Here is a 21,273-nt window from a genome sequence, read left to right as displayed (position 1 = left end):
GGGGGATGCTGCTTTTGCGGCATCCCTTTTGTCGTTCTCTGGCAGGAATTTGTATTATTTTAATAAACCATTTCGGGCGAACCACAAATTTGAAATCAACATGAAGTAAAGATTGCCTTTTTGATAATATTTTGATAAAATTAGGATAGAATAATGATGAGAAAGGAGCGATTAAGTATGATACAGATTCGGCCCGTTTCTGACCTTAGGAATAAATTCCCGGAGATTGAGACCATCGTAAACAATGGGGAGCCGGTCTACCTGACAAAGAACGGTTATGGTGCGATGGTAGTTTTAAGCCTGGAGGAGTATGCAAGCCTGACAGACAGTATTGAAATGAAACTTGATGAAGCTGACCGGCAGGCATCTATATCGGAAGAGAGGCTTTCCCATGAAACAGTCTTCCGTAATGCAAGGGGTGCGGTGCATGGAAAATAAACCTTACCAGCTCCGTTATTTGCCGATATTTGAGCAGGATTTGATCAATACGGCGAATTATATTACAAATGTTTTGAAAAATGAGGATGCAGCGCTTCGGCTGATTGATGATGTGGAGTCCGCTATCCTGGAAAGGCTGGATAATCCTGTTGCCTTTGATCCATACCGTTCTGTAAAAAAGCGTGACCATCCTTATTATCGAATTTATGTGAGAAATTATGTTGTCTATTATGTGGTGATTGGTGACGTGATGGAGGTCCGGCGCCTGATATATGGTGCAAGGGATACCGACAGGCACTTATAACGAATACAGGGTTCAGGGCAGTTTGTCATTGATGATTAACTGCTTTTTTCATTTTTGAAATAAGAATTTATAGAATTTGAGAGAATCAGTTATCGAACAGAATTAAAGCGAGTTGGTATTAGTTTTTTGCTTTGTTTCAAAAGAGTATTTTATAAAAATATGATAGTGAGTTAAGGCAAGATAAACCGAAACGGGATGTTTTGCCTTTCATTTTCTTATGGCATGCCGCCCTTATGGTGGCATTTTTTATATTTTCAGTAGGAAGGAGGAGGGATAGAGATGAATATTATTTGGTTTTTTGCAGGGATTATGATAGGAAGTATGGTTGGGGTAGTATTGATGTGCTTGTTACAGATAAACCGACATAATCCTGAAAAATAAGCAGCAGTAAACCCAGCACCTTTCGTTTTCGGACGGATTGACGATTGTGATGAATTCTGTTATAATGCATATATCAGTATCAGTTTTGGTTTTAGCCAAAAACAGTTTAACAGAAGTTTCACAGTGTCATTTGCTTTTTAGCGGATGGCACTTTTTTTGTTTTCCGGCCTTATTTTGGCACAAAGCAGGCAGTCCTTTTGGGGTGCCTGTTTTTGTTATATACGCGAATCATGATCCAGGAAGAAATGCTTGCATTTCTATCTGGCGAATATCGCGACGCCGGGCAGGTTTCCTGCACGGATATCAAGGCGGTAAATCCGTCAAAAAAATGAAAGGAGCATGTATTATGCAAAATTGTCAGGACAACTACTCTACAACCTTTAGTTCTTACAGTGAGATGTATGATTACCATGATGAGCAGACGAAAAAAAGCCAGTGGATTACCTGCAGAGTTGATGAGCTGCAGATAGAGCCTCTGGATGCCGCTTCCCCTCTTTATGGAAATCTATCTGCATTCGCGCTGGGAACCAGTCTGGATGCTGTGGAAGATACAGCGTCAAACCTTGGGCTTGCCATGCGCGTCAATGGGAATCTTTATCCATTGCGCATGACAGCTAATAAGAGCCTGCTTGACCGGGCGAAAATTGGAGGCACGGCATTGCCGAAACTCAGCCGCAGTGTGCTGGCTGAGGTGTTGAATGCTTGTTTGAAGCTTTATTCATCTTCAGCCCTGCTTCTAATCCGTGATGAAAAGGTATCAGCTGTACACTCCGGTGATTCGACAGACTATTCGGTCCTTCCGATCAATGAGCTGCTGGGCGCACTAAAGGCAAAGCTGGACGCCCGCTTCCCCGGAAATGAGTATGAGTGCGGTTATTGTGATCATTCTCTGGTCAGCGCTTCATGGAAAATGCCAGATCAGAAAGAAGATCTGCTGGGAGCCTATACAAAGCTTCTGGCATCCCAGGGAAAAACGACGATGGCGGATAAGCTGATGCCGGGCATCCGTTTTATTACTTCGGATACAGGTGTCGCTTCAGCAAAGGTATCGGCATTACTGGTCGGCGGGCAGCACCCAATCCATATTGGAGGCTGCATTGCTGTAGACCACAGGCACCAGAAGAAAGTCAGCGACTTTGACGCGGCGCTTGATCAGCTTTTTGCCCAGTTTGGCGATTCCATTGCCAAGCTGCAGAAACTGCTGGAGGTGCATCTGGATTATCCGGTCAATGCAATGACCCGTATCTGTAAGAAATTGAGTCTGCCGAAAAAAGCAGCCGTTGAGGCAATCGCTATGTTTGAGATGGCTTATGGCGGCGGTACGGCAACGGCACATGATGTGTTCCTCGCCATGCAGGAGATTCCTTTTATTCTCAAGACTGAGAATACGCCAGAAAGCAAGCTCCTTGTTGTCGAGGAGAATATGGCCCGTGCGCTTACCTTTAAATGGGGCGATTTCGATCTTGCAAAGGCGGTGAGTTACTGATGGCAAAACCGATTATATTATGTGATACTGCAGGAATGACCAATGACAGATGGCTGGAGTGCCGTATGCATGGCCCAAAAGGAGATATTCCCTATACAGTCGGTGGAAGCGATGTGGCAGCTATTTTTGGAGTTTCCCCGTGGACAACACCCATGGAACTGTGGCTGATTAAGAAAGGCCGCATGAAGCCGGCAGCCAAAAGCAATTCCAATCAGCTGATGATGGGACACCTGCTGGAGCCGATTGCTGCATACTGGTATGGGCAGAAAACAGGAAATGCCGTGACAGAGGACACACATCTTTACCAACATGCAGACCATCCATATGCGCTTGCAAACTTTGACCGCAGGTTTACCCGGAAGTCAGATGGCGAGCCAGGAATTTTAGAGTGCAAAAGCTGTACCTACCATAAGGCGGACGAATGGGCGGATGATGCAATCCCGCTGCATTATGAGTTTCAGCTGCGTTTCTATCTCGCAGTTGCGGATGTGGATATCGGCGCTTTTTCAGCGGTCTGGGGCAATAACCCGGACAATGATTTAGCGATCCCGGAAATTGTCCGAGATAGGGCAAAGGAGGATATGATATTTGAGCGTCTGGAGGAATGGATCTGGAGCCTGGAAAATGATAAGCCGCCTACTATGGCAGACGTGGCGCCAAAACTTGCACTGCAGTCACTTGCACGGATTTACGGCTCAAGTCAGGGGGGATTGCCCACAGTGGAATTCTCGCACAAGTATGAGCCTGCGCTCCGTAAGATTGCGCAGCTTCAGGGTAAGGTTACAGACTGCAACAGAGAAATTAGAACATATGAAAAGGAGATTGAGGCACATAGCGTGCGAATTGCTGAAGTCATGAAGGAGCATGAACATGGGGTTCTGGAAACCACCACAGATAAGCTGCTGATTGATTTCATCACAAAAACTACCCGCCGACCGGATTCAAAGGCCTTGAAGGAAAAATATCCTACCGTATATGCGGATGTCCTGAAGGCTTCGGAAAGCAGGAAAGTGAAAGTATCGGTACAGCCGATTTAATGGAGGAAATACCCTACGGGTACAAGGTGAATTGACACGAAGTGTCAAGAGAGGGCGGCCTGGGCCGTACCTGTATGTCCAGAAAACAGGACAAAAGGAGGAAATGCTTATGGAAACTATTTTTACTGAGAACTGGGAACAGCGTTTGGAAATGCAGTTCCTGAAAAATGGCAGGTGCAGAAAACGTGCCTATATATGCTCACCACTCAGCGCAGAAAAAGATGTTGATTTTCTCCGCAATATGCATTCGGCAAGGGCGTATATGTATTACGCCTTTGAAAAAATGGAGATGTACGCCAGGGCGCCGCATGCTTATCTGCCAATGCTTTTGTGCGACAGGATTCCGTCAGAGAGAGACCTGGCTCTTAACTTTGGGCTTTCCCTTTTGGAAAACAGTGAGATTATCCTCATTTGTGGAAACCATCTCAGCAGTGGGATGAAGGGAGAGATTGCATATGCTGCCTGGTTCCAGATGCCTATGGTGGTTTTTGATGAAGGGCTTTATCCTGAGGTGCAGAAGGAAATCGCGGAACATGGAGGTAATCAACAATGTGTGCAGCTTGACCGTGAAAACTATGTCATGGGATTTTCCACGCCGGTAACGTATCTTGAAAATGCAGCGATGCTCAAATGAATGCGCTGCGGTTCATAAATAGCTCCTAAAGTGCGGCAATGCTGCCTTTGGGAGTTTTTTATTTCATAGGAAAGTGCGTCCTATGAAATAAAAACAATACGCGCACTCGTGCAGGAGGAAGATGTCGCCAAAGCGACTGCACTCGGCGCAGCAAACCGTACAAGTCCCTGATAAGTGAAGGATTTGGGAAGTGGAAGCGGACTTGTCCGGTTTGTTTTAGACAATATTCCACAGAAAGGAGTAAAGAATTTGTTATGCCAATTTGAAAAAATGATTTATCCGCCAAATCCGGCTCAGGTAGATCCGGGTAGCTACATGATTGCTCTGTACCGCCCTTGCGAGAAAATCAAGGACGCATCGGGGCAGGTTCTTACGCAGGTAAAGGCAGTTGGATACTGCCTGCCGGTTGCAGACCACTTGCGTTATGAGATGCAGGGACATTGGAGCAGGCATCAGAACCACGGGCTTCAGTTTGAGGTTGAAAGCTATGACGAGGTGCTGATTCCATCAAAGGAAGGGATTATTGCTTACCTGTCGTCCGGTAAAATTAAAGGCATTGGTCCGAAGGTTGCCGAACGCATTTATAGGGCTTTTGGCCTCCGTACACTGGATGTGCTGGATAAAGAGCCGGAAAGGCTGCTGTCTATACCCGGTATCGGTGAAGACAAACTGAGAAAAATATGTGATTCGTATCTTGAGAACAGGGGCGCACGCGATGTGGTTGCTTTCCTTGCGCCGCATGGCATCACGCCAAATCGTGCAGTGAAGCTGTATAAGGAATATGGAAACCAGGCAATGGAGATAGTCAAAAACCATCCGTACCAGCTTTGCGAGATGACCGGTATTGGCTTTAAAACAGCGGATAAAATTGCCATGAACATGGGCGTTAATCTGCTGTCAACTGAGCGTGTGGATGAAGGGCTGCTATTTACATTGGTGGATGCAGAAAGCAAAGGCCATCTGTGTATGGAGAAGCATCCGTTTATAAAAGCGTGCCTGAAAATCCTGAATACGCCACAGCTCACAGAGGAAATGGCTGCAAACCGCGCCGCAAGGCTTGTATACAGCGGCCAGCTGGTGTCATACCGGGGGAATGTCTACCGGGCAAAAATTGCATATGCAGAAACACAGCTTGCAGAACAGCTTTGCCAGCAGATGAGGACAGGGAAAAAGAATATCTGTACGAATCTGGATGATGAGTTGGATGAAGAGGAGCGACTGATGGGCCTGAAACTGGCTCCAGAACAGCGCGATGCAGTAAAAATGGCGCTGACACAGGGGCTGTCCGTAATTACCGGAGGTCCCGGCACAGGCAAAACCCTGATACAGAAAGCAATTCTGGACATTTACCGGCGCCAGTATCCGAGGGCTGCAATCTGCTGCAGCGCTCCTACAGGACGGGCAGCCAGGAGGATGGAGCAGCAGGCAGGCTGCACAGCCTCAACGGTTCATAAAGCGCTTGGGCTGGTTGCAGATGAAGACGGCAGCTATGGGGAACCGGAAATCATAGAAGCGGATTTGATCTTAGTAGATGAGGTTTCCATGCTGGATATTTATCTGGCAGGCTTTCTGTTTGGGGCGATTGAGTATGGGAAACGGATTGTCCTGATTGGCGATGCGGACCAGCTGCCCTCAGTCGGGCCTGGGGCGGTACTTAGTGAAATCATTGCAAGCGGCCGCATTCCTGTCGTCAGGCTGGATAAAGTGTTCCGGCAGGATTCCGGAAGCCGTATCGCAACGAATGCAAAAAAGATCCGCCATGGGGATGCGTCATTGGAATACGGGGATGATTTTCAATTCATCCCATCCCCCAATATGCAGGTATCGGCTGAGAAAATAGCAGAGCTTTATCTGCAGGAAACAAAAAAGTATGGCATTGGCAACGTAGCTCTGCTTACGCCGTACCGCCAAAAAACGGAAACCGGGGCGAATGCCCTGAATGAAAGATTGCGGGAACTGGTGAACCCAGGTGGTTTGGGAAAGCCGGAAATTATCCGCGGCAAACGTATTTTCCGTTGTGGGGATAAGGTCATGCAGATAAAAAACAAGGATGACGTCAACAACGGCGATATTGGGTATATCCGAAATATCTCCGGCAGTGGCGAAGACACAACCGTACAGGTGGATTTTGGCGATGGACGGATGAAGGAGTATGAACCGGCAGAACTGGATATGTTGGATTTTGGCTATGCATTTACTGTCCATAAATCGCAGGGTTCCGAATATAAGTCCGTTATCATCAACCTGCAGTGCGCACATTACAATATGCTGACAAGGCCGCTTATCTATACGGCAATCACCAGGGGAAAAGAACGTGTGGCTATCGTCGGGGAAAAACGTGCGCTTTGTATTGCCATCAAGAAAACTGATACTGAGAAACGAGGCACCTGCCTGGCTCAACGGCTGCAGGAGCTGATCTGACAAAGAAACACCGAGAAAGTGTCCCTTTATACCGAAAGAATATGGGCAATATCAAAGAAAGGAGCTAACAATGGCTACAATTTTAGACAAATATCGTGAGAAGCAATCCATCATCCAGTCCCAGATTTCCGAGAACAGCCTTCCGCCGGAAGAGCTGCTCCAGATGCAGGAACTGAATTACCGGGTCTGTGTCCTGGAGACGTTCCAGGCATTCTGCAAATCAGCCCCAATTACCATGGACACCCGTGTCATGGGGTACCACTTCCAGCTTGTGGACGCCTATGTGCGCTTCATACTGACAGAGAGAAGGTTCGGGCTGAAAACAGATGCGGAGGGGAAAAAGAAACAGGAGACAGCGCTTACATCTTTTGAAAGCGTTGTCCAGGATGGGAGGAAGCGTTTCTCCAGCTTTGCTGCCAGTACGCAGGAGCAGTATAAATCCTGTATCAGCCAGTATATCAATACGATCCTGCCTGTTTGGATGCAGTATCGGAACACTTACAATAATATCAATTTATAAGGAGGCTTTGTTATGAGTCAGAATAACTCGAATGATAAGGCGGCAATGCACGCCATGATTGAAAAAATCAATGAGGTGTCAGGGTTTGACCCGGCTCCGTTTGCGGTGGACTATACGGATTTGAATACGGGAGAGACCCGGAAACGTCTCCCTGTCATGATTCAGATGGCGTGGTTTCGGATGAAGTACCCGGAAGGGAAAATAGCGGTTCAGGTCACTCCTGCAAAGGATTGCTTTGTGGCTACCGCAAGGGTATACCCCAAGTACAGCGATCCTGTGGAAGCCTATCTTGCGGAAGCGACGGCATCCAGGGGATATCTTGCAGACAAGCCTTCCGTGTCCCCAAGGGAATGGGCGCAGACGGCTGCGGTCGGGATAGCGCTCCGCAATGCCGGCTTTGGACTGCAGTTTGCCATGGCAGGCGAAGACTTTGAGGAGAATGCGCCCGATGAGCTGGGTATGGCAGAAAATGGCGCAGAGAATCAAGCGCCGCAGGCCTTCAGACCGAACCAGACGCAGCCGCCTCAGCCCAAAGAGGAGGAATACACGGCGATGCCTATGACTCCCAAGGAGCTGACGCAGGAGGAAAAGCTGCAGCAGGCTATGGCGAAGCCCTGCCCGATTACAAAGTTCAGTGGTAAAACGCTCGGTGAGGTATTGCCGCTGGATCCTGGGGCAGTCACATGGGTTGCCACAAAATTCAAGGGCGATGAAGAAATCAGCGCGGCAGCGCGGTTTATCTGCGAATATGCAGCGCAGCAGGCTACTGCCTAATGTAATATCACAGATATGGGGATGGCGTCCTGCCATCCCCGGAAACCCGGAAGGGATACCTCTATGGCCAGGGTCTGGTCTGCACTACGTTCCGGTCGTTGCTAAACAAGCGCCACTGGCGCTTAGCAACCCAGCGTAAGCGAGGGCATTCGGCCGAGGTTAAGGAAAGGAGGACGTATGGAGATATTTCACATGTGGGATATTGTTTCGCTGCTTGGATTGCCTATGCCGACAGCAGGCAGAAGCTCGTATTACATACAATGCCCCTGCTGTGACGAAAATCCGAGAGAAAAGCATCTAAATATCAATCTGAAAAAAGAAGTGTTTCGCTGTCCGAGATGTGGGATATCCGGAGGTATTTTTGATTTATATGCACTTTACACAGGAGCGCCGCGGGATAAGGTCAGAAGAGAACTGGTCGAACGGATTGGACCTCCAGAGCTTATGGCCCGTCCGAAGAAGAACATTGTGGAAAAGCAGAAAGAAGAATGCCCGCTTGCTGACATTGAATCGCGGAATAGCGTCTATACGGCGCTTCTTGATAAGCTGTCATTGGCGGCAGACCACAAAGAAAACCTTATGAACCGCGGACTGACGGAACAGGATGTTGAACTTCTGGAATACAAAACGACGCCAGTTGTAGGCATGTCAGCGATTGCAAAACAGCTGCAGTCGGATGGCCTGCACCTTGCTGGTGTTCCAGGTTTTTACAGGGACAAAAGCGGAGCGTGGACATTTATCCATGAGAAAAGAGGTATTCTGATTCCAGTCAGAGACCGGATAGGAAGGATTCAAGGCTTGCAGATACGAAGGGATAATGTCAGCAGACGGAAATTCCGCTGGGTATCCAGTACGGAAATGGAGGCTGGATGCAGGGCGGAAGGCTGGACGCACCTTGCAGGAGCGGTACAGTCCACGATGCTGCTGACGGAAGGACCGATGAAAGCGGATGTGATTCATGCATTGACAGGGATGACAGTACTGGCAGTGCCAGGCGTAAATTCTCTGACACAGCTGCAGATGACGCTTGAGGATTTAAGAAATGAAGGATTGTTGGAAATCAAGACAGCTTTTGATATGGATTTTGCAACAAATCATCATGTGCAGAACGGGTATAACAGCTTACTGCAGCTTCTTGGAAATATGGGTTTTACATTTGGAACTTATCTGTGGGATCCGCGTTATAAAGGGCTTGATGACTACATTTGGGAATGCTGCCTTCAAAGGCAGACACAGTAACGAAAAGAGGGCGGGGCTTTGGCTTCGTTCTTTTTTTATGGAGAACTTGCGTATGAATCAGAATAGTAATTTTGGATAAAATAACACGTATAGAAGTTAGCTAATTTCTTGACTGATTAGGGAAAAATTAATATAATAATATTAGGGAAAAGAAAGAACAAACAATATATTGGCATAGGAAGATATTTGTATAAAAGGAAGGTGAAGCATTATGATGACAGCAACAGCAACAGAAGTACAGAATAATTTTGGAAAATACTTGCAGATGGCACAAGCCGGTGGGGAGGTTATTGTTGTAAAGAATGGAAAAGAGGTTGCCCGTCTGGTTTCCTATGATAGAAGCGTTTCTTTCCTCACGGATTCACTTACCGGAGTGCTGAAAGGGGATTATGACGAGAAGCAAATCAGAATGGAGCGTATGGGCAAATATGAAAATACTGATTGATACAAACATTATTCTTGACGTTTTGTGCAAACGGGACGATTTTTACAAGGATTCTGCTATGGTTTGGAAGCTTTGTGAGGTCAAAAAGATTACTGGTGTAGTGTCTGCCTTGTCGATTCCCAATATCATATATATTATGCGAAAGGAATTGGATGCAGAAAGGACGAAGGAGATTTTGAACAGTATTTCCCTGATTTTTACGATTGCCGACCTAAAGGCGGATGATTTGAAAAAAGCAGCCAGCATGAAATTTAAGGATTATGAGGATGCGGTTCAGAGCGCCTGCGCTTCCCGCATCAGGGCGGAATATATTATAACCAGAAACATCAGGGATTTCAGAGAGAGCAAAGTAGCCGCCATAAAGCCGGCAGAGTTTTTGGAAAGGATATGACTTTTATTGATTTCAAGAGGACGAGGCGTTAAGCTTCGTTCTTTTTTACATTTCTTTTTTATAATGCGTATTTCAGTTGTAAATGCGTATATTAAACGGTGTAATGATTATATAGCATATCTGATTATGGAGAACTGCTTTTTCCATAAGTATAGAAAATATTTGAAATATAGGAGGTTTCATTATGTTGGTATCCATTGATCATGGCAATTATGCCATAAAGACACCGAACGACTCGTTTGTTTCCGGCCTTTCCGAGCATACGGCCAGGCCGCCCATGGCAGAAGAGATATTGGAGTATGATGGGAAATTCTGGACATTGAGCGGGCAGAGGCTGAGCTATATGAGGGACAAGACCTGTGATGACCGTTACTTTATCCTCTCTTTATTTGCAATAGCAAAGGAAATGGAGCGGACCGGGCATTATTCTCCGTTGGAACAGATCCAGTTAGCAGTTGGGCTTCCTCCCGAACATTATGGTATACTGAAAGATAAGTTTGCCAGTTATTTTAAACGTGGAATGATTCAATTTGCATATAAGGACAAGCCTTATACAGTGCTGATTAACCGTGTCATGGTATTCCCGCAGGCGTATGCTGCCGTAGTGCCACAGAGCAGCCTGGTAGTCCATACGCTCCGTATTTTTATTATTGACGTAGGGGGTTACACGACAGATGTGCTGCTCCTTCAGAACGGGAAACCGGATCTTCAGTTCTGCCGTTCTCTTGAGACGGGCATTATTACGATGAATAATGAGATTATCCGTAAGGTTGGAGCTTTGCATGATATGCTGATTAGTGATGAACATATCACGGCCGTACTGCGTGGGGAAAACAGTGTTATTCTGCCGGATGATGTTAAAACGGCAATCTATGAAGCGGCAAAACAGCATGCAAATGATATTCTAAACCGCCTTCGTGAACTACAGGTAGACCTGCGTGCAAATCCCGCCGTGTTTATCGGAGGGGGAAGCATCCTGCTCCGCCCGTTTTTTGAGGCTTCACGTCTGGTGGCAAAAGCAGATTTCGTGGAATCTCCCAATGCGAATGCCATTGGATATGAAATGCTGGCAAGGAAACAGATCTCCCTTCGTCCTACCGTATAATGGGCGGAGGGATGCATAGTGAAAAAAGATGGAAAATATCGCTTTACCCTTCAGTTTGGGGCTGATTCGGAGGAACAGATTCGGGTAGGAGAATTTCTTGAAAGCCTGGGCAATAAAAAGAGTGCCGTTATGGTCGATGTGCTGAATGAGTATCTTTTGTCCCATCCGGAATTGCAGAAGGGAAACTGTAAAATAGAAGTGAAAGTGACATCCGGTTATAATCAGGACAGGATGGAACAGATCATACGGCAGATTGTAGAAGAACGGATTGCCCGGCTGCAGCCAGGCGGAATCCCGGCAGACATCCCACAGGATGAAATATCAGAAACAATGGAAGACGATATAGCACAGATGCTTGACAATCTTGATTTGTTTCAGTAATAGGATAAGTGGACCTGCTAAAGCTATGGCAGGTCCATACGCTTTATAAATATAAAAAGTCCATAAATACCATATAAATTCCACTTATAGTGCGTGTAATGGAATGGTGGATTCTTCAATTCCAGTATAAGCTACTGTAAAATAAAAATATAAGGAGAAGATGGAACAGTGGACTACATAACTTTAGGAAAAAATGTAAGGAAGTATCGTTTGATACTTGGATTCAGTCAGGAAGAATTGGCAGGTAAATGTGATTGTAGCAACAGCCACATCGGTCAGATAGAGAATGCTCGCGGCATTCCCAGTCTGGATATGGTGGTGAGGATTGCAAACTCACTGTCTGTAACGGTGGATCAGCTGCTCAAGGAATCCTACTCAAATCCGGAAGTGGTGTATCTGCGGGAACTTGCAGAACGCATTGAGAAATATCCTGTCGCAAGAAGGATTCAGGCCTGTGAAGGGTTAATGGCTTATCTTGATTCGCTTGAGAAATTCAGCCAGTAATTGAACACAGACATTTGAGTTTTACAGAAATAGGGTGTTAATTATATACTCGGATAAGGCCAGCTGGGATATTTGGTTGATTATTCATGCATAATGGACGGCTATACTACACGAAAGTGCGGTATGGTCGTTTTTTGTTTGCTTAAAAAGGAGAAATTTCATATTGAAATCCGGCTGATTTAGGCAGGATAACGTAAAACACAGTGATCAGGCATGCCATCATGGTATGTCTGGTTCCCTGCTATGGTGGCGTGCCCCAACAAAAAGGAGGTACACGATGGACCATCAGCAGGAATACGATGATGTATTAAGGGCGAGGTTTACAAAATGGCTGGATACCGTTATTTACAGAGCTAAGCTCAAATATCTGCGGAAGACGGAAACGAAGCTTGATACAGTTTCGCTTGAGGAACTGCCAGAGCGCATTCTTCCTGTTTATGAGGATGATTTAAGACAGATTGATTCAATGGATGCGTTTGCTTTTGAAGAGGAGCGGCTTGCTGATACTTTTGCAAATTTTCCAAATTAAGCGGTAGCAGATACTTACTATGAAAGCCTTTGGCTTCCATAGCATGGATGGCCATGCGGCCTGTCGCACGACAAGATAAGCAAGATGGAAGTTTACTATGCTGTTTGTGGAGGAAAGGAAACCGGAAGAGATTGCAAAGGAATTAAATTGTTCCCCGCAGCATGTATATGACCAGAGGTATCACGCATTAAAGAAACTGCGAACAGAACTGATGGAGGAAGGTGATGGCAGATGAACCCCGAAGAATTTGGTAAGATATTAGAAGAGGCTACGCTGGGCAGTCATCAAGCATTGGAGAGGCTTTTTGAGTTATATGACCCGCTTATCAGCAAGCATTGCCGGATAGACGGCAAGATAGATGAGGATCTGAAACAGTACATACTGATACATATTGCCCCCAATATTTCAAAATTTGATATTTAGGCCTTGGCGGTTCTGGATTTTTCAGAGCCGCTAAATTTTTTTCAGTGAGATTCGAGAAGTGCAGAATCAGATGGCTTTTTATAAGTGAAGGCATCCCCAGCCAAACGCACATTGACAATTACATAGTCCATCCCGGTACATTCCCTGATGAAGAGCGGCTTTCCGTCTGCCTGGCAAGCAGAACTACGAGCACTGATATATGGATGGCTTCCATATAACGCTATGAACTGTCAGGGGCATAATGAGACTTCCGTAATTCGCGGCCCGGCTACAATGAAAGCGGGGAGATGAAATTTCTATGGACCTGTTCGCTGCAGGCGCCGGGAGGACGTTAAATGATACTGATTCTGCCTTGTGAATAGGAGTGGATTAAATTGGTAATAATGAAAACAGAAACAGAAGCATCCTTTGGGTATCCCGTGGTGACCAAAGGAAAGGACAAAAAGAGGAAACACCCTTCGGGTATACCTTGATGTCCCAAAAAGAAGGGACAATAATAAGGAAAGGAGTTTTCTATGGAATATGCAACTGCAAAAACAGTGGACCGCTCCCAGTTAAAAGATATACGGGATGTTGTAATAGACACCTCAAAATCCTGTGAAGAACGTATTCAAGGTTTTATAAAGCAGATTGGAAATCCGTATTGTTATATGGATGACGGAGTTGTAGTGGAAATTGGATACGCAAATACAGGGGTAAGTTTACAGGAACGGTTGGTAGCCTATGCGAGCAGCATAGATCAGGATTTTGGGAATTTGCGGTAACTGGTGCAATCCTATTGACAAGGTATGAAAAGTTGGACATAATATGGAATATCAAATGCGGAAGCATTTGATATTCCAACGAGGAAAAATACGAAGTGTTTTTTCGAGTATCCCATGGCGGGAGCATTTGATATTCCAACGAGGAAAAATACGCAGTATTTTTTCGAGTATCTCAAAGTAGGAGCATACGGTCAATGAGATGGCCCGGTCAGCCATCTGGGATAACCGCCAGAAACAAATGTCCTGAAAGAATTTTAGGAGGTTTGTTATGGCAGTTAGAAAGAAACAGGTTCCAGACCTGGAAGAATATAGGGCAATGGCATACTATCGTCTGTCTAAAGATGACAAAAATGAGGACAGGGGCAGGGATAGTGACGGTGAAATCAGTGACAGTATTCTGAACCAGCGCAAACTGGTTCACGCGTATCTTAAGAATCATCCCAATATTACACTTATTGATGAAGCATATGATGATGGTTATTCCGGAACGAATTATGATCGTCCCGGTTTTCGTTCTGTCCTTGAAAAAGTTCAGTCCGGAAGCATTAACTGTGTGATTGTAAAAGATTTATCAAGGCTTGGAAGAGAGTATATTGAAACGGGAAAATATCTTGAAATGATATTCCCGTCTTTTGGTATACGTTTTATTGCCATTAACGATGATGTTGACAGTGAACACAGTACAGCGGGGGATGATATTATCATTCCTATTAAAAATATAATGAATGAGTCCTATTGCCGCGAATTATCCAAGAAGCTGCGGAACCAGTTTCGGATTCAGCGTGGTAATGGAGAGTTTTTAGGTGCCTTTGCGAGCTATGGGTACTGCAAATCCCCTGATGATAAGCATAAGCTTATCGTTGATGAGTATGCAGCCGAAGTCGTGCGGGGCATTTTTTCTATGAAAATCAAAGGGCACAGTCAGTCTGTAATAGCAGATTTTCTGGATCATGAGCAAATATTGCCGCCATCAGAGTATAAAAAGAGCCTTGGCATGAAATATAAGACCGGTTTTCAGGCTTCCTCACAGTCAAAATGGAGTGTTGTTACAATCAACAGGATATTAACAAACCCGATTTACATTGGCACGCTTGTGCAGGGCAAACGTGGCACACCGAATTATAAAATCAAAAAGATGAAGGTGCGCAGCGAGGATGACTGGGTGGTAGTTGAGAACAACCATCCGGCAATTATTGATCCACTCATGTTTTCTACTGTGCAGAAGATGATGGAGCGTGATACCAGAAGGCCGCCGAAAAAGGATACCCTTCTGCCGTTGGCCGGAATATTGTTTTGCCCAGACTGCGGGCGCACTTTGCAGCGCAGGACCGTAACGAGGGGAAAGCGGAAACACTATTATTATGTATGTGCAACTTACAAAGACGGGAAAGGCTGCAGCAGCCACAGCTTTGAACAGAAAAAGCTGGAAGAAACGGTTTTACATGCCGTATCCAACCAGATACAGATGGTTGTAGAATTAAACCAGCTGGTTCAGGATATTGGGTTAAACAATATTGACCAGATCCGACAGGGACGCATTGATGTTATGATTGTAAAAAAAGAACAGGATCTGGACAGGGATAAGGAATTCCGTATGAAGCTGTATGAAGCGCTGAATGAAGATTTGATTGACAGGGATGAGTATAACAAAATGCGGATGAAGTATTCAAAGCAGATTGAAGATACGGAGAAAGCAATCCGTAAGCTCCAGCTTCAGCGGGCAGAAATTTCATCCGGCAGCAGTGCAGACAATAATTGGATTATGCAGTTCATAAAATTTAAAGGGATTTCCGAGCTGACCCGTGAGGTAGTTGTAACATTGGTGGACCGTATCTATGTATATGAAGATAAACGTATCCGTATTGAATTTAATTACCGGAATGAAATCGCTGCATATCAGGAGATTTTACAGGAAGCACCCGTTGGGTATCCCTTTATGTCCAAAAAACAGGACAAACAAGAGGAAAGAGCAAAGGAGGTAGTCTAAATGGCACGAAAGAGCAGAGTGAACAGATTAAAAGAAGCTGCTCCTGAGGAGGAAATATTGATACTTGCCGGTGAATATGGACGTCTTTCCGTAGAGGATGGAGACGATATAGAGCAAAATTCCATCGGTAATCAGCAGAAAATCACCCTGCATTATTTAGAAGAGCATCCGGAAATAAAACTGGTAGATACCTATTATGATAATGGTTATACAGGAATGAATTATGAACGTCCGGGATTTATCCGGATGTTTAAGGACTTGAAGAGCGGCCGGATAAACTGTGTGATTGTAAAGGATATTTCCAGACTGGGTCGGCATTTTGTAATGACAAGCGAATTTGTAGAGCGGACATTCCCTGAAATGGGTGTCAGACTCATTTGTATTAACGATTCTTACGACAGCATGGATGGGAACGCAGACGCCTCTGCATTAACCATGCCTTTAAAAATGGTCATGAACGATTATTATGTAAAGGATATCTCCAATAAAATACGTTCCAGCATATCGGCAAAAATGACAGGGGGCGAATTTATTCCAGCCGCAGGCAGCATTCCATATGGGTATGTCAGGAATGCAGAATTTACTACCTACGACATTGATCCGGAACCTGCGGAAGTAGTGAAAAAAATTTATCAGTTAAGAGCCGGCGGTGAAAGCTTTAACGCAATTGCCCGTATATTAAATGAAAAAAATATCCCTTCGCCGGGGAAACTCAGGCTGCTTCGGGGCATCACCAAGGCTAAAAAGTATGAAAATGCTCTTTGGATTCGAGGGACGATCCGTAAAATCTGCTCCGACCAGGTCTATATAGGAAACCGGATTCATGGAAAAGTAAAGAGGGATAAAGTCGGTCTGGAGAAAAAGCGACGGAACGAAGAAGAGTGGCAGGTGATTGAAAATGCCCATCCGGCAATTATTTCTGTTCCATTATATGAGAAGGTCCAGCAGATAAATAAGGAAGAACTGCAGCGCAGGGGCAAGTTTGAGCATAGAGCAGAATGCGGTAATGATTACCGGGATTTATTCCGCGGTATGGTGTTTTGTGCAGAGTGCCAAAGCCCTATGGGCGCAGGAAAAGGATGTGCCAGGCCGAATGCCAAGACGCCAAGCCGCATATTTTACGATTGCAACGGATACAGATATTCTGCCCATACGCAATGCAGCAGCCATTATGTGAGGCAGGAGACATTAATGCAGGCGGTGACTGACACCTTAAACCAACAGATCCAGGTAGCCGTAGATGTAGAACAGCTTGCCGACAGGCTGAAACGTATGCCGAAGGTTGTTTGTTATCAGAATGATGCAGAAAACCATTATGCAAGCGTTTCTGCAAAGCGTAAGAATGTGGAAGCTAAAATGGAACAGCTTCTGATAGACCTTACACAGAAGGTCATTGACCGCAGGGAATATGATTATATGAAAAAGCAGTATGCAAAGAAATATGAAGAGTTTTTGCAGGAGGAAACGAAAGCCTTATCTGACATACGGGCCAAAGACGCTGCCCTTAGCGTTACAGAAAAATGGCTGGATGCTATCAAAAAATATCAGAAGATTCCAAGTATTGACCGTGGGCTTCTGGAATTATTGGTAGCCCGGATTGAAATATCAGAAGACAGGACAATTAAGATTATCCTTAATTATGAGGATCCATACCAGCCAATCTTGGAGTTCCTTCAAAGAATAGAGGTGGTAAAGGATGTCAGCTGAGAAACAGGATTTCTATTATCTGCGGCTTTCAAAGGAAGATGGAGATATAGAGGAGGGTTCTGCAGAAGAAAGCTGCAGCATCACTTCCCAAAGAGACTGCATTAAAAGATATTTGCAGGAACACAGTTTTCAGGCAGATGAGTTTGAGGAAATTGCAGATGATGGGTACTCCGGAACCAGTATGGACCGGCCTGGAATGAGACGGCTGCTGAATCTTGTGGAAAACAGCAAGGTACGGACAATTATCGTTCGCGATCTTTCCAGATTTGCCCGGAATTACCTGGAGGCAGGCCATTATCTTGAATTTGTATTCCCGGCTTATGGCGTGCGGTTCATTTCCATCAACGATCAGTTTGACAGTGAGCAGCTTGGCGAAAATACTGCCGGACTGGAATTGGCAATAAAAAACCTGCTGAACCAGATGTACAGCAAGGATATCTCGCGGAAAATTAAGAGTTCTGTGGATTTAAAAAAGCTGAGCGGGGAATATGTTTACGGGACGGCGCCTTACGGATACAAAAAGGGTGAGAAAAAGAATACGATTGTGATAGATAAAGAAGCGGCCGAGATTGTGAAATCTATTTTTGAATGGGCGGCAGCCGGAATTACGATTACCCAGATTGCCCGGAAACTCAACGAAGCGCAGGTGGTGACGCCTTCTGTCTATCTGGCATCGGTAAGGGGAAAATACAAGACACGGGCGGTATGGACCTTTGAATCAGTCCGAAACATTTTAGCCAACCGTATTTACACCGGGGACACAGTGCCCTTTAAATCCCATGTGGTTCGTGTGGGTAGCGATAGAGTGAAGCAGATTCCGGAAGAACTCCAGCAGGTGATTCCGAATACCCATGAGGCGGTCATCTCCCGTGAGCTTTTCTACCAGGCCCGAACCGTGATAAAATCAAAGAAAAAATCCAAAGCCTCACCTCGTCCCAATCCATTCAGGTCTTTATTGGTATGTGGCTGCTGTGGAAATCGTTTATCGAAAAGCAAACCGCAGAACAAGAACTGGATATGTGTAACACATAGATATAATCCCGGATCAGACTGTGAGAAGGTCCGGTTCCGTGAAGATAAGCTGACAGAGATAGTCCTTCGAGCAATCAATGTCCGCTGTAAGCTGCTGGATGCAAAAATAAAAAAGATGAAGGAGGTGAGCCACTCAGCAAAATCCCATGAGCAGATCCTTCAGACAGAATGCAAGACGCTGCGCAAACAGATCGACGGATTACAGGCTTTAAAGATGCAGCACTATGAATCTTATGTAGAAGGCCAGCTGAGCAAAGAAAATTTCCTAATAAAAAAACGGGAAATTTCGACAAAAGAAGAAGATTTAAAAATCCGGCTCAGTGTGGCAGAACACAAACAGATGGAGCAGGCTGAAAAAATCAAAGCCAGCGCCACGCAAATGGAAACCAGCAAAAAAATAATAGAGTACCAGGAGATTACAGGGCTGACGCCTCAGCTGATGAAAGAGCTGGTAAAAAAGATTATCATACGTCCAGATGGCTCTATTCATATAGAATGGAACTTCTGTGATGAAATAGGAGAGGTGATTCCATTTCACAGCAACTTGGCCCTGGAAGAAAAATCCATATGAAAAATTAGAAAAAATGTTGTCCTTTACTTGACACACTCATGAGCGGAAGCCCCATTATACAGAATGGAAAAGTCATTGGGGCAGTCACCCATGTGTTTGTGCAGGATGCCTCAAAAGGCTATGGGATTTTTATAGAGAATATGCTGCAGCATTAAAGTTTGGGCAGAAATAAAAAGGACGTAACAGGGAGTTTTCCCCAGGTTGCGTCCTTTTGTATTAATAATATTATTGTATATGGAACAGGTTTGTGGCAATGGGAGACCCGCAAAGTATAGATTCTATGCTTTGTGTGAAAAAATGTGATATATTTATCTTGTTCTTATTGACAAAAGCAAAAAAAATGAGATATATTTGTAATATAAAGAGATAAATATATCACAATAACAGGAGGAACAATATGAAAACCAACAAGATGAAAATTTGGATCGGATGTGGGATAATTTGTGTGTTGAGTGTGCTTCTTTCGTCGTGGTATGCGGTTACTTTTAATGATTCCCGTCTGATAGTCCCAATGGATTTTAAAAATTATGTATTTGAGATAAGGGATTTGCCGATGATTGTTTCGGTTTCTCTCACCTGTATTTATCTTGCCATGCTGTTTGTCGTTCTTTTTATCCATACAGGAAAAAAGCAGAGACAGGCGGAAGAAACAGGCGTCACCCGTAAAATAAATCCGAGGCTGGGTCGTTTGGGCGTATTAGGATTTTTGGGGTTTGCCGGTTTCTGGACATACTCTGTGAACGGCATAGTTTTCCCGTTTGCGTTTTTCCTGTTCTTTGGTTTTTTTGGTTTTTACTATGAGGGAAAGATGTCAGGGACATTTATGGATGAGCGCTTTCGTGAGAACATTGCCTGCGCTAAGCTGAAAGCGTATAGGATTACTTTTGGAATCATGCTTATTGCGCTGGTAATTCTTTGTCAGGGAAAACTTTTTGGAAGCCTTGAGTATACCCTGATTGCTGCAATTATTACCCTTTCCCTTGCATTGGCTTTGGGGATTTTCCTCTCTGAATATCTGCTGTACCGATATGACCATGACGACCAGGCAGAGGAAGGCGGGGAGTAGGATATGGCAGAATTTGAATGCAGATTAAAAAAGTACCGGCAAATGAAAGAACTGACACAGAAGCAGCTGGCAGAAAAAGTTGGTGTGCGCCGGGAAACGATTATGCGTCTGGAAAGGGCGCAATATAATCCGTCGCTGAAGCTGGCGATTGATATTTCCAGGGCCGTAGAAGTCCCGATTGAAGAAATTTTTGTTTTTAAGTAATAAAATCTGCCTGTTGTAATATTGCGCGGACATTTGTTTGTTATATTGGGAGAAAAAACAAAGGAGTGTGGATATGAAAAAGATTTTGTTGGTAGAAGATGACGACCTTTTAAATAAAACGCTGACCTACAACCTGATTTCTGAGGGTTACGATACCATATCAGCCCTGAATGCAGGCACAGCTGCAGAGTTACTGAGGCAGACGGAATATGACCTGGTACTTTTGGATATCAACCTGCTGGGCGGCTGCGGCTATGACCTGTGCAGGCTCATGATGAAAACTATGTGAACGAACACACCCTGACTACCTCCATCAGCCGGATCCGGGGCAAGATTGAGGCTGATGGCGATACTTATATCAAAACGATTTACGGAATTGGGTATCAGTGGATGGGAGGCGAGAGAAAATGAGTATGGGGCGGATCTCGGTAAAAAAGATATTCCTGCTGACCTGGGCTGGTATGGAGGTTTCCATGCTGGCCATTTGTGCCGTTCTCTTATGGATGACAGGCGAGATCTGGGTGCTTACCACAGGCTGACTGCTGATGCTCTGTGCTCTTGCCTGGATGTTTCTTCTGACAGTTGTTTTCAGTAAACAGCTTTCCATATTTACCAGAGAGCTGTGCCGGGCACTGTCCGGAGAATCTTGGCCTTTCCCACGACAGCAAATGGACGGCGGAAGCCGTGTTCAATCTGCTGGATAATGCGGTGAAGTACACTCTGGCTGGAGGCGCTATCCGGGTCTTTGTAGAACAATGGGAAATGTATGTAAAACTGAGTGTGTCTGATACTGGCAAGGGTATTTCCGAGAGCAATCAGGCCGCTGTTTTCCGGTGCTTCTATCGTGAGGAAGAAGTACACGAACAGCAGGGCGTGGGTATTGGCCTGTATCTGACCCGCGAGATCGTAACACGGCAGGGCGGCTATATC

At 45.2% G+C, this 21,273-nt stretch carries 24 protein-coding genes and 4 pseudogenes; all 28 read left to right on the top strand.

Annotation, left to right across the window (positions count from 1 at the left end):
- Positions 1–177 precede the first annotated feature (177 nt).
- Positions 178–438, top strand: coding sequence for a type II toxin-antitoxin system Phd/YefM family antitoxin (locus C805_RS23995; protein WP_016216651.1), 261 nt, complete (start codon positions 178–180; stop codon positions 436–438).
- Complete coding sequence (locus C805_RS23990; protein ID WP_022751483.1) at positions 428–742, top strand: type II toxin-antitoxin system RelE/ParE family toxin; 315 nt, start codon at positions 428–430, stop codon at positions 740–742. Before C805_RS23995 ends, C805_RS23990 begins: the two co-directional genes overlap by 11 nt.
- A 279-nt stretch (positions 743–1,021) precedes the next feature.
- Positions 1,022–1,123 (top strand): DUF3789 domain-containing protein, encoded by a 102-nt coding sequence (locus tag C805_RS27645; RefSeq protein WP_016216649.1) that lies wholly within the window; start codon positions 1,022–1,024, stop codon positions 1,121–1,123.
- Between the two features lie 37 nt (positions 1,124–1,160).
- Positions 1,161–2,609 (top strand): hypothetical protein, encoded by a 1,449-nt coding sequence (locus tag C805_RS23985; protein ID WP_242832728.1) that lies wholly within the window; start codon positions 1,161–1,163, stop codon positions 2,607–2,609.
- Complete coding sequence (locus C805_RS23980; RefSeq protein ID WP_016216647.1) at positions 2,609–3,646, top strand: YqaJ viral recombinase family nuclease; 1,038 nt, start codon at positions 2,609–2,611, stop codon at positions 3,644–3,646. Before C805_RS23985 ends, C805_RS23980 begins: the two co-directional genes overlap by 1 nt.
- A gap of 109 nt (positions 3,647–3,755) precedes the next feature.
- Entirely contained in the window at positions 3,756–4,280 is a 525-nt protein-coding gene (locus tag C805_RS25595; protein ID WP_016216646.1) for a DUF7768 domain-containing protein, read from the top strand.
- Between the two features lie 249 nt (positions 4,281–4,529).
- Positions 4,530–6,701 carry an SF1B family DNA helicase RecD2 gene (locus C805_RS23975; RefSeq protein WP_016216645.1) on the top strand — a complete coding sequence of 724 codons (2,172 nt, stop codon included), beginning with the start codon at positions 4,530–4,532 and terminating at the stop codon, positions 6,699–6,701.
- A gap of 70 nt (positions 6,702–6,771) precedes the next feature.
- Complete coding sequence (locus C805_RS23970) at positions 6,772–7,221, top strand: hypothetical protein (RefSeq protein ID WP_016216644.1); 450 nt, start codon at positions 6,772–6,774, stop codon at positions 7,219–7,221.
- 12 nt (positions 7,222–7,233) lie between these two features.
- Positions 7,234–7,995 carry a hypothetical protein gene (locus tag C805_RS23965; RefSeq protein WP_016216643.1) on the top strand — a complete coding sequence of 254 codons (762 nt, stop codon included), beginning with the start codon at positions 7,234–7,236 and terminating at the stop codon, positions 7,993–7,995.
- 177 nt (positions 7,996–8,172) lie between these two features.
- Positions 8,173–9,234, top strand: coding sequence for a DUF3854 domain-containing protein (locus C805_RS23960; RefSeq protein WP_016216642.1), 1,062 nt, complete (start codon positions 8,173–8,175; stop codon positions 9,232–9,234).
- A gap of 211 nt (positions 9,235–9,445) precedes the next feature.
- Positions 9,446–9,679 carry a type II toxin-antitoxin system Phd/YefM family antitoxin gene (locus C805_RS23955; protein WP_016216641.1) on the top strand — a complete coding sequence of 78 codons (234 nt, stop codon included), beginning with the start codon at positions 9,446–9,448 and terminating at the stop codon, positions 9,677–9,679.
- Positions 9,624–10,070, top strand: coding sequence for a PIN domain-containing protein (locus tag C805_RS23950; RefSeq protein ID WP_371197683.1), 447 nt, complete (start codon positions 9,624–9,626; stop codon positions 10,068–10,070). The genes C805_RS23955 and C805_RS23950 overlap by 56 nt, the downstream gene beginning before the upstream one ends.
- Positions 10,071–10,254: 184 nt before the next feature.
- Positions 10,255–11,175 (top strand): ParM/StbA family protein, encoded by a 921-nt coding sequence (locus C805_RS23945; RefSeq protein WP_016216639.1) that lies wholly within the window; start codon positions 10,255–10,257, stop codon positions 11,173–11,175.
- A gap of 18 nt (positions 11,176–11,193) precedes the next feature.
- On the top strand, positions 11,194–11,556 hold the full coding sequence (locus tag C805_RS23940) for a hypothetical protein (RefSeq protein ID WP_016216638.1): 363 nt from the start codon (positions 11,194–11,196) through the stop codon (positions 11,554–11,556).
- 168 nt (positions 11,557–11,724) lie between these two features.
- Positions 11,725–12,060, top strand: a complete 336-nt coding sequence (locus C805_RS25590) for a helix-turn-helix domain-containing protein (RefSeq protein WP_016216637.1) — start codon at positions 11,725–11,727, stop codon at positions 12,058–12,060.
- Between the two features lie 277 nt (positions 12,061–12,337).
- Entirely contained in the window at positions 12,338–12,589 is a 252-nt protein-coding gene (locus tag C805_RS23930) for a hypothetical protein (RefSeq protein WP_016216636.1), read from the top strand.
- Positions 12,590–12,683: 94 nt separating this feature from the next.
- Positions 12,684–12,824, top strand: a pseudogene (locus C805_RS26590) (hypothetical protein); the annotation flags it as partial.
- Positions 12,821–13,012, top strand: a complete 192-nt coding sequence (locus C805_RS23925; protein WP_016216634.1) for a helix-turn-helix domain-containing protein — start codon at positions 12,821–12,823, stop codon at positions 13,010–13,012. The pseudogene C805_RS26590 and the gene C805_RS23925, both read left to right, overlap by 4 nt.
- Before the next feature lie 515 nt (positions 13,013–13,527).
- Positions 13,528–13,776: a DUF6870 family protein gene (locus C805_RS23920; RefSeq protein ID WP_016216633.1), complete on the top strand. Its 249-nt coding sequence runs from the start codon at positions 13,528–13,530 to the stop codon at positions 13,774–13,776.
- 268 nt (positions 13,777–14,044) lie between these two features.
- Positions 14,045–15,763 carry a recombinase family protein gene (locus tag C805_RS23915; protein ID WP_016216632.1) on the top strand — a complete coding sequence of 573 codons (1,719 nt, stop codon included), beginning with the start codon at positions 14,045–14,047 and terminating at the stop codon, positions 15,761–15,763.
- Positions 15,764–17,470, top strand: a complete 1,707-nt coding sequence (locus C805_RS23910) for a recombinase family protein (protein ID WP_016216631.1) — start codon at positions 15,764–15,766, stop codon at positions 17,468–17,470.
- Complete coding sequence (locus tag C805_RS25585; protein ID WP_016216630.1) at positions 17,460–19,073, top strand: recombinase family protein; 1,614 nt, start codon at positions 17,460–17,462, stop codon at positions 19,071–19,073. Before C805_RS23910 ends, C805_RS25585 begins: the two co-directional genes overlap by 11 nt.
- A 38-nt stretch (positions 19,074–19,111) precedes the next feature.
- A pseudogene (locus C805_RS26125) lies at positions 19,112–19,228 on the top strand (SpoIVB peptidase S55 domain-containing protein); the annotation flags it as partial.
- Between the two features lie 242 nt (positions 19,229–19,470).
- A complete protein-coding gene (locus C805_RS23905; RefSeq protein ID WP_016216629.1) occupies positions 19,471–20,139 on the top strand; it encodes a DUF3796 domain-containing protein in 669 nt (222 codons plus the stop codon).
- 3 nt (positions 20,140–20,142) lie between these two features.
- A complete protein-coding gene (locus C805_RS23900) occupies positions 20,143–20,343 on the top strand; it encodes a helix-turn-helix transcriptional regulator (RefSeq protein ID WP_016216628.1) in 201 nt (66 codons plus the stop codon).
- A 73-nt stretch (positions 20,344–20,416) separates the two neighbouring features.
- A pseudogene (locus tag C805_RS26120) lies at positions 20,417–20,754 on the top strand (response regulator).
- Positions 20,751–20,882, top strand: a complete 132-nt coding sequence (locus tag C805_RS27640) for a hypothetical protein (protein ID WP_016216626.1) — start codon at positions 20,751–20,753, stop codon at positions 20,880–20,882. Before C805_RS26120 ends, C805_RS27640 begins: the two are co-directional and overlap by 4 nt.
- A gap of 94 nt (positions 20,883–20,976) precedes the next feature.
- Positions 20,977–21,273: pseudogene (locus tag C805_RS27635) on the top strand (sensor histidine kinase); the annotation flags it as partial.

It is taken from the genome of Eubacterium sp. 14-2 (genome assembly GCF_000403845.2).
GTDB lineage: Bacteria > Bacillota > Clostridia > Lachnospirales > Lachnospiraceae > Petralouisia.
This window is presented reverse-complemented; position numbering and strand designations above follow the sequence as displayed.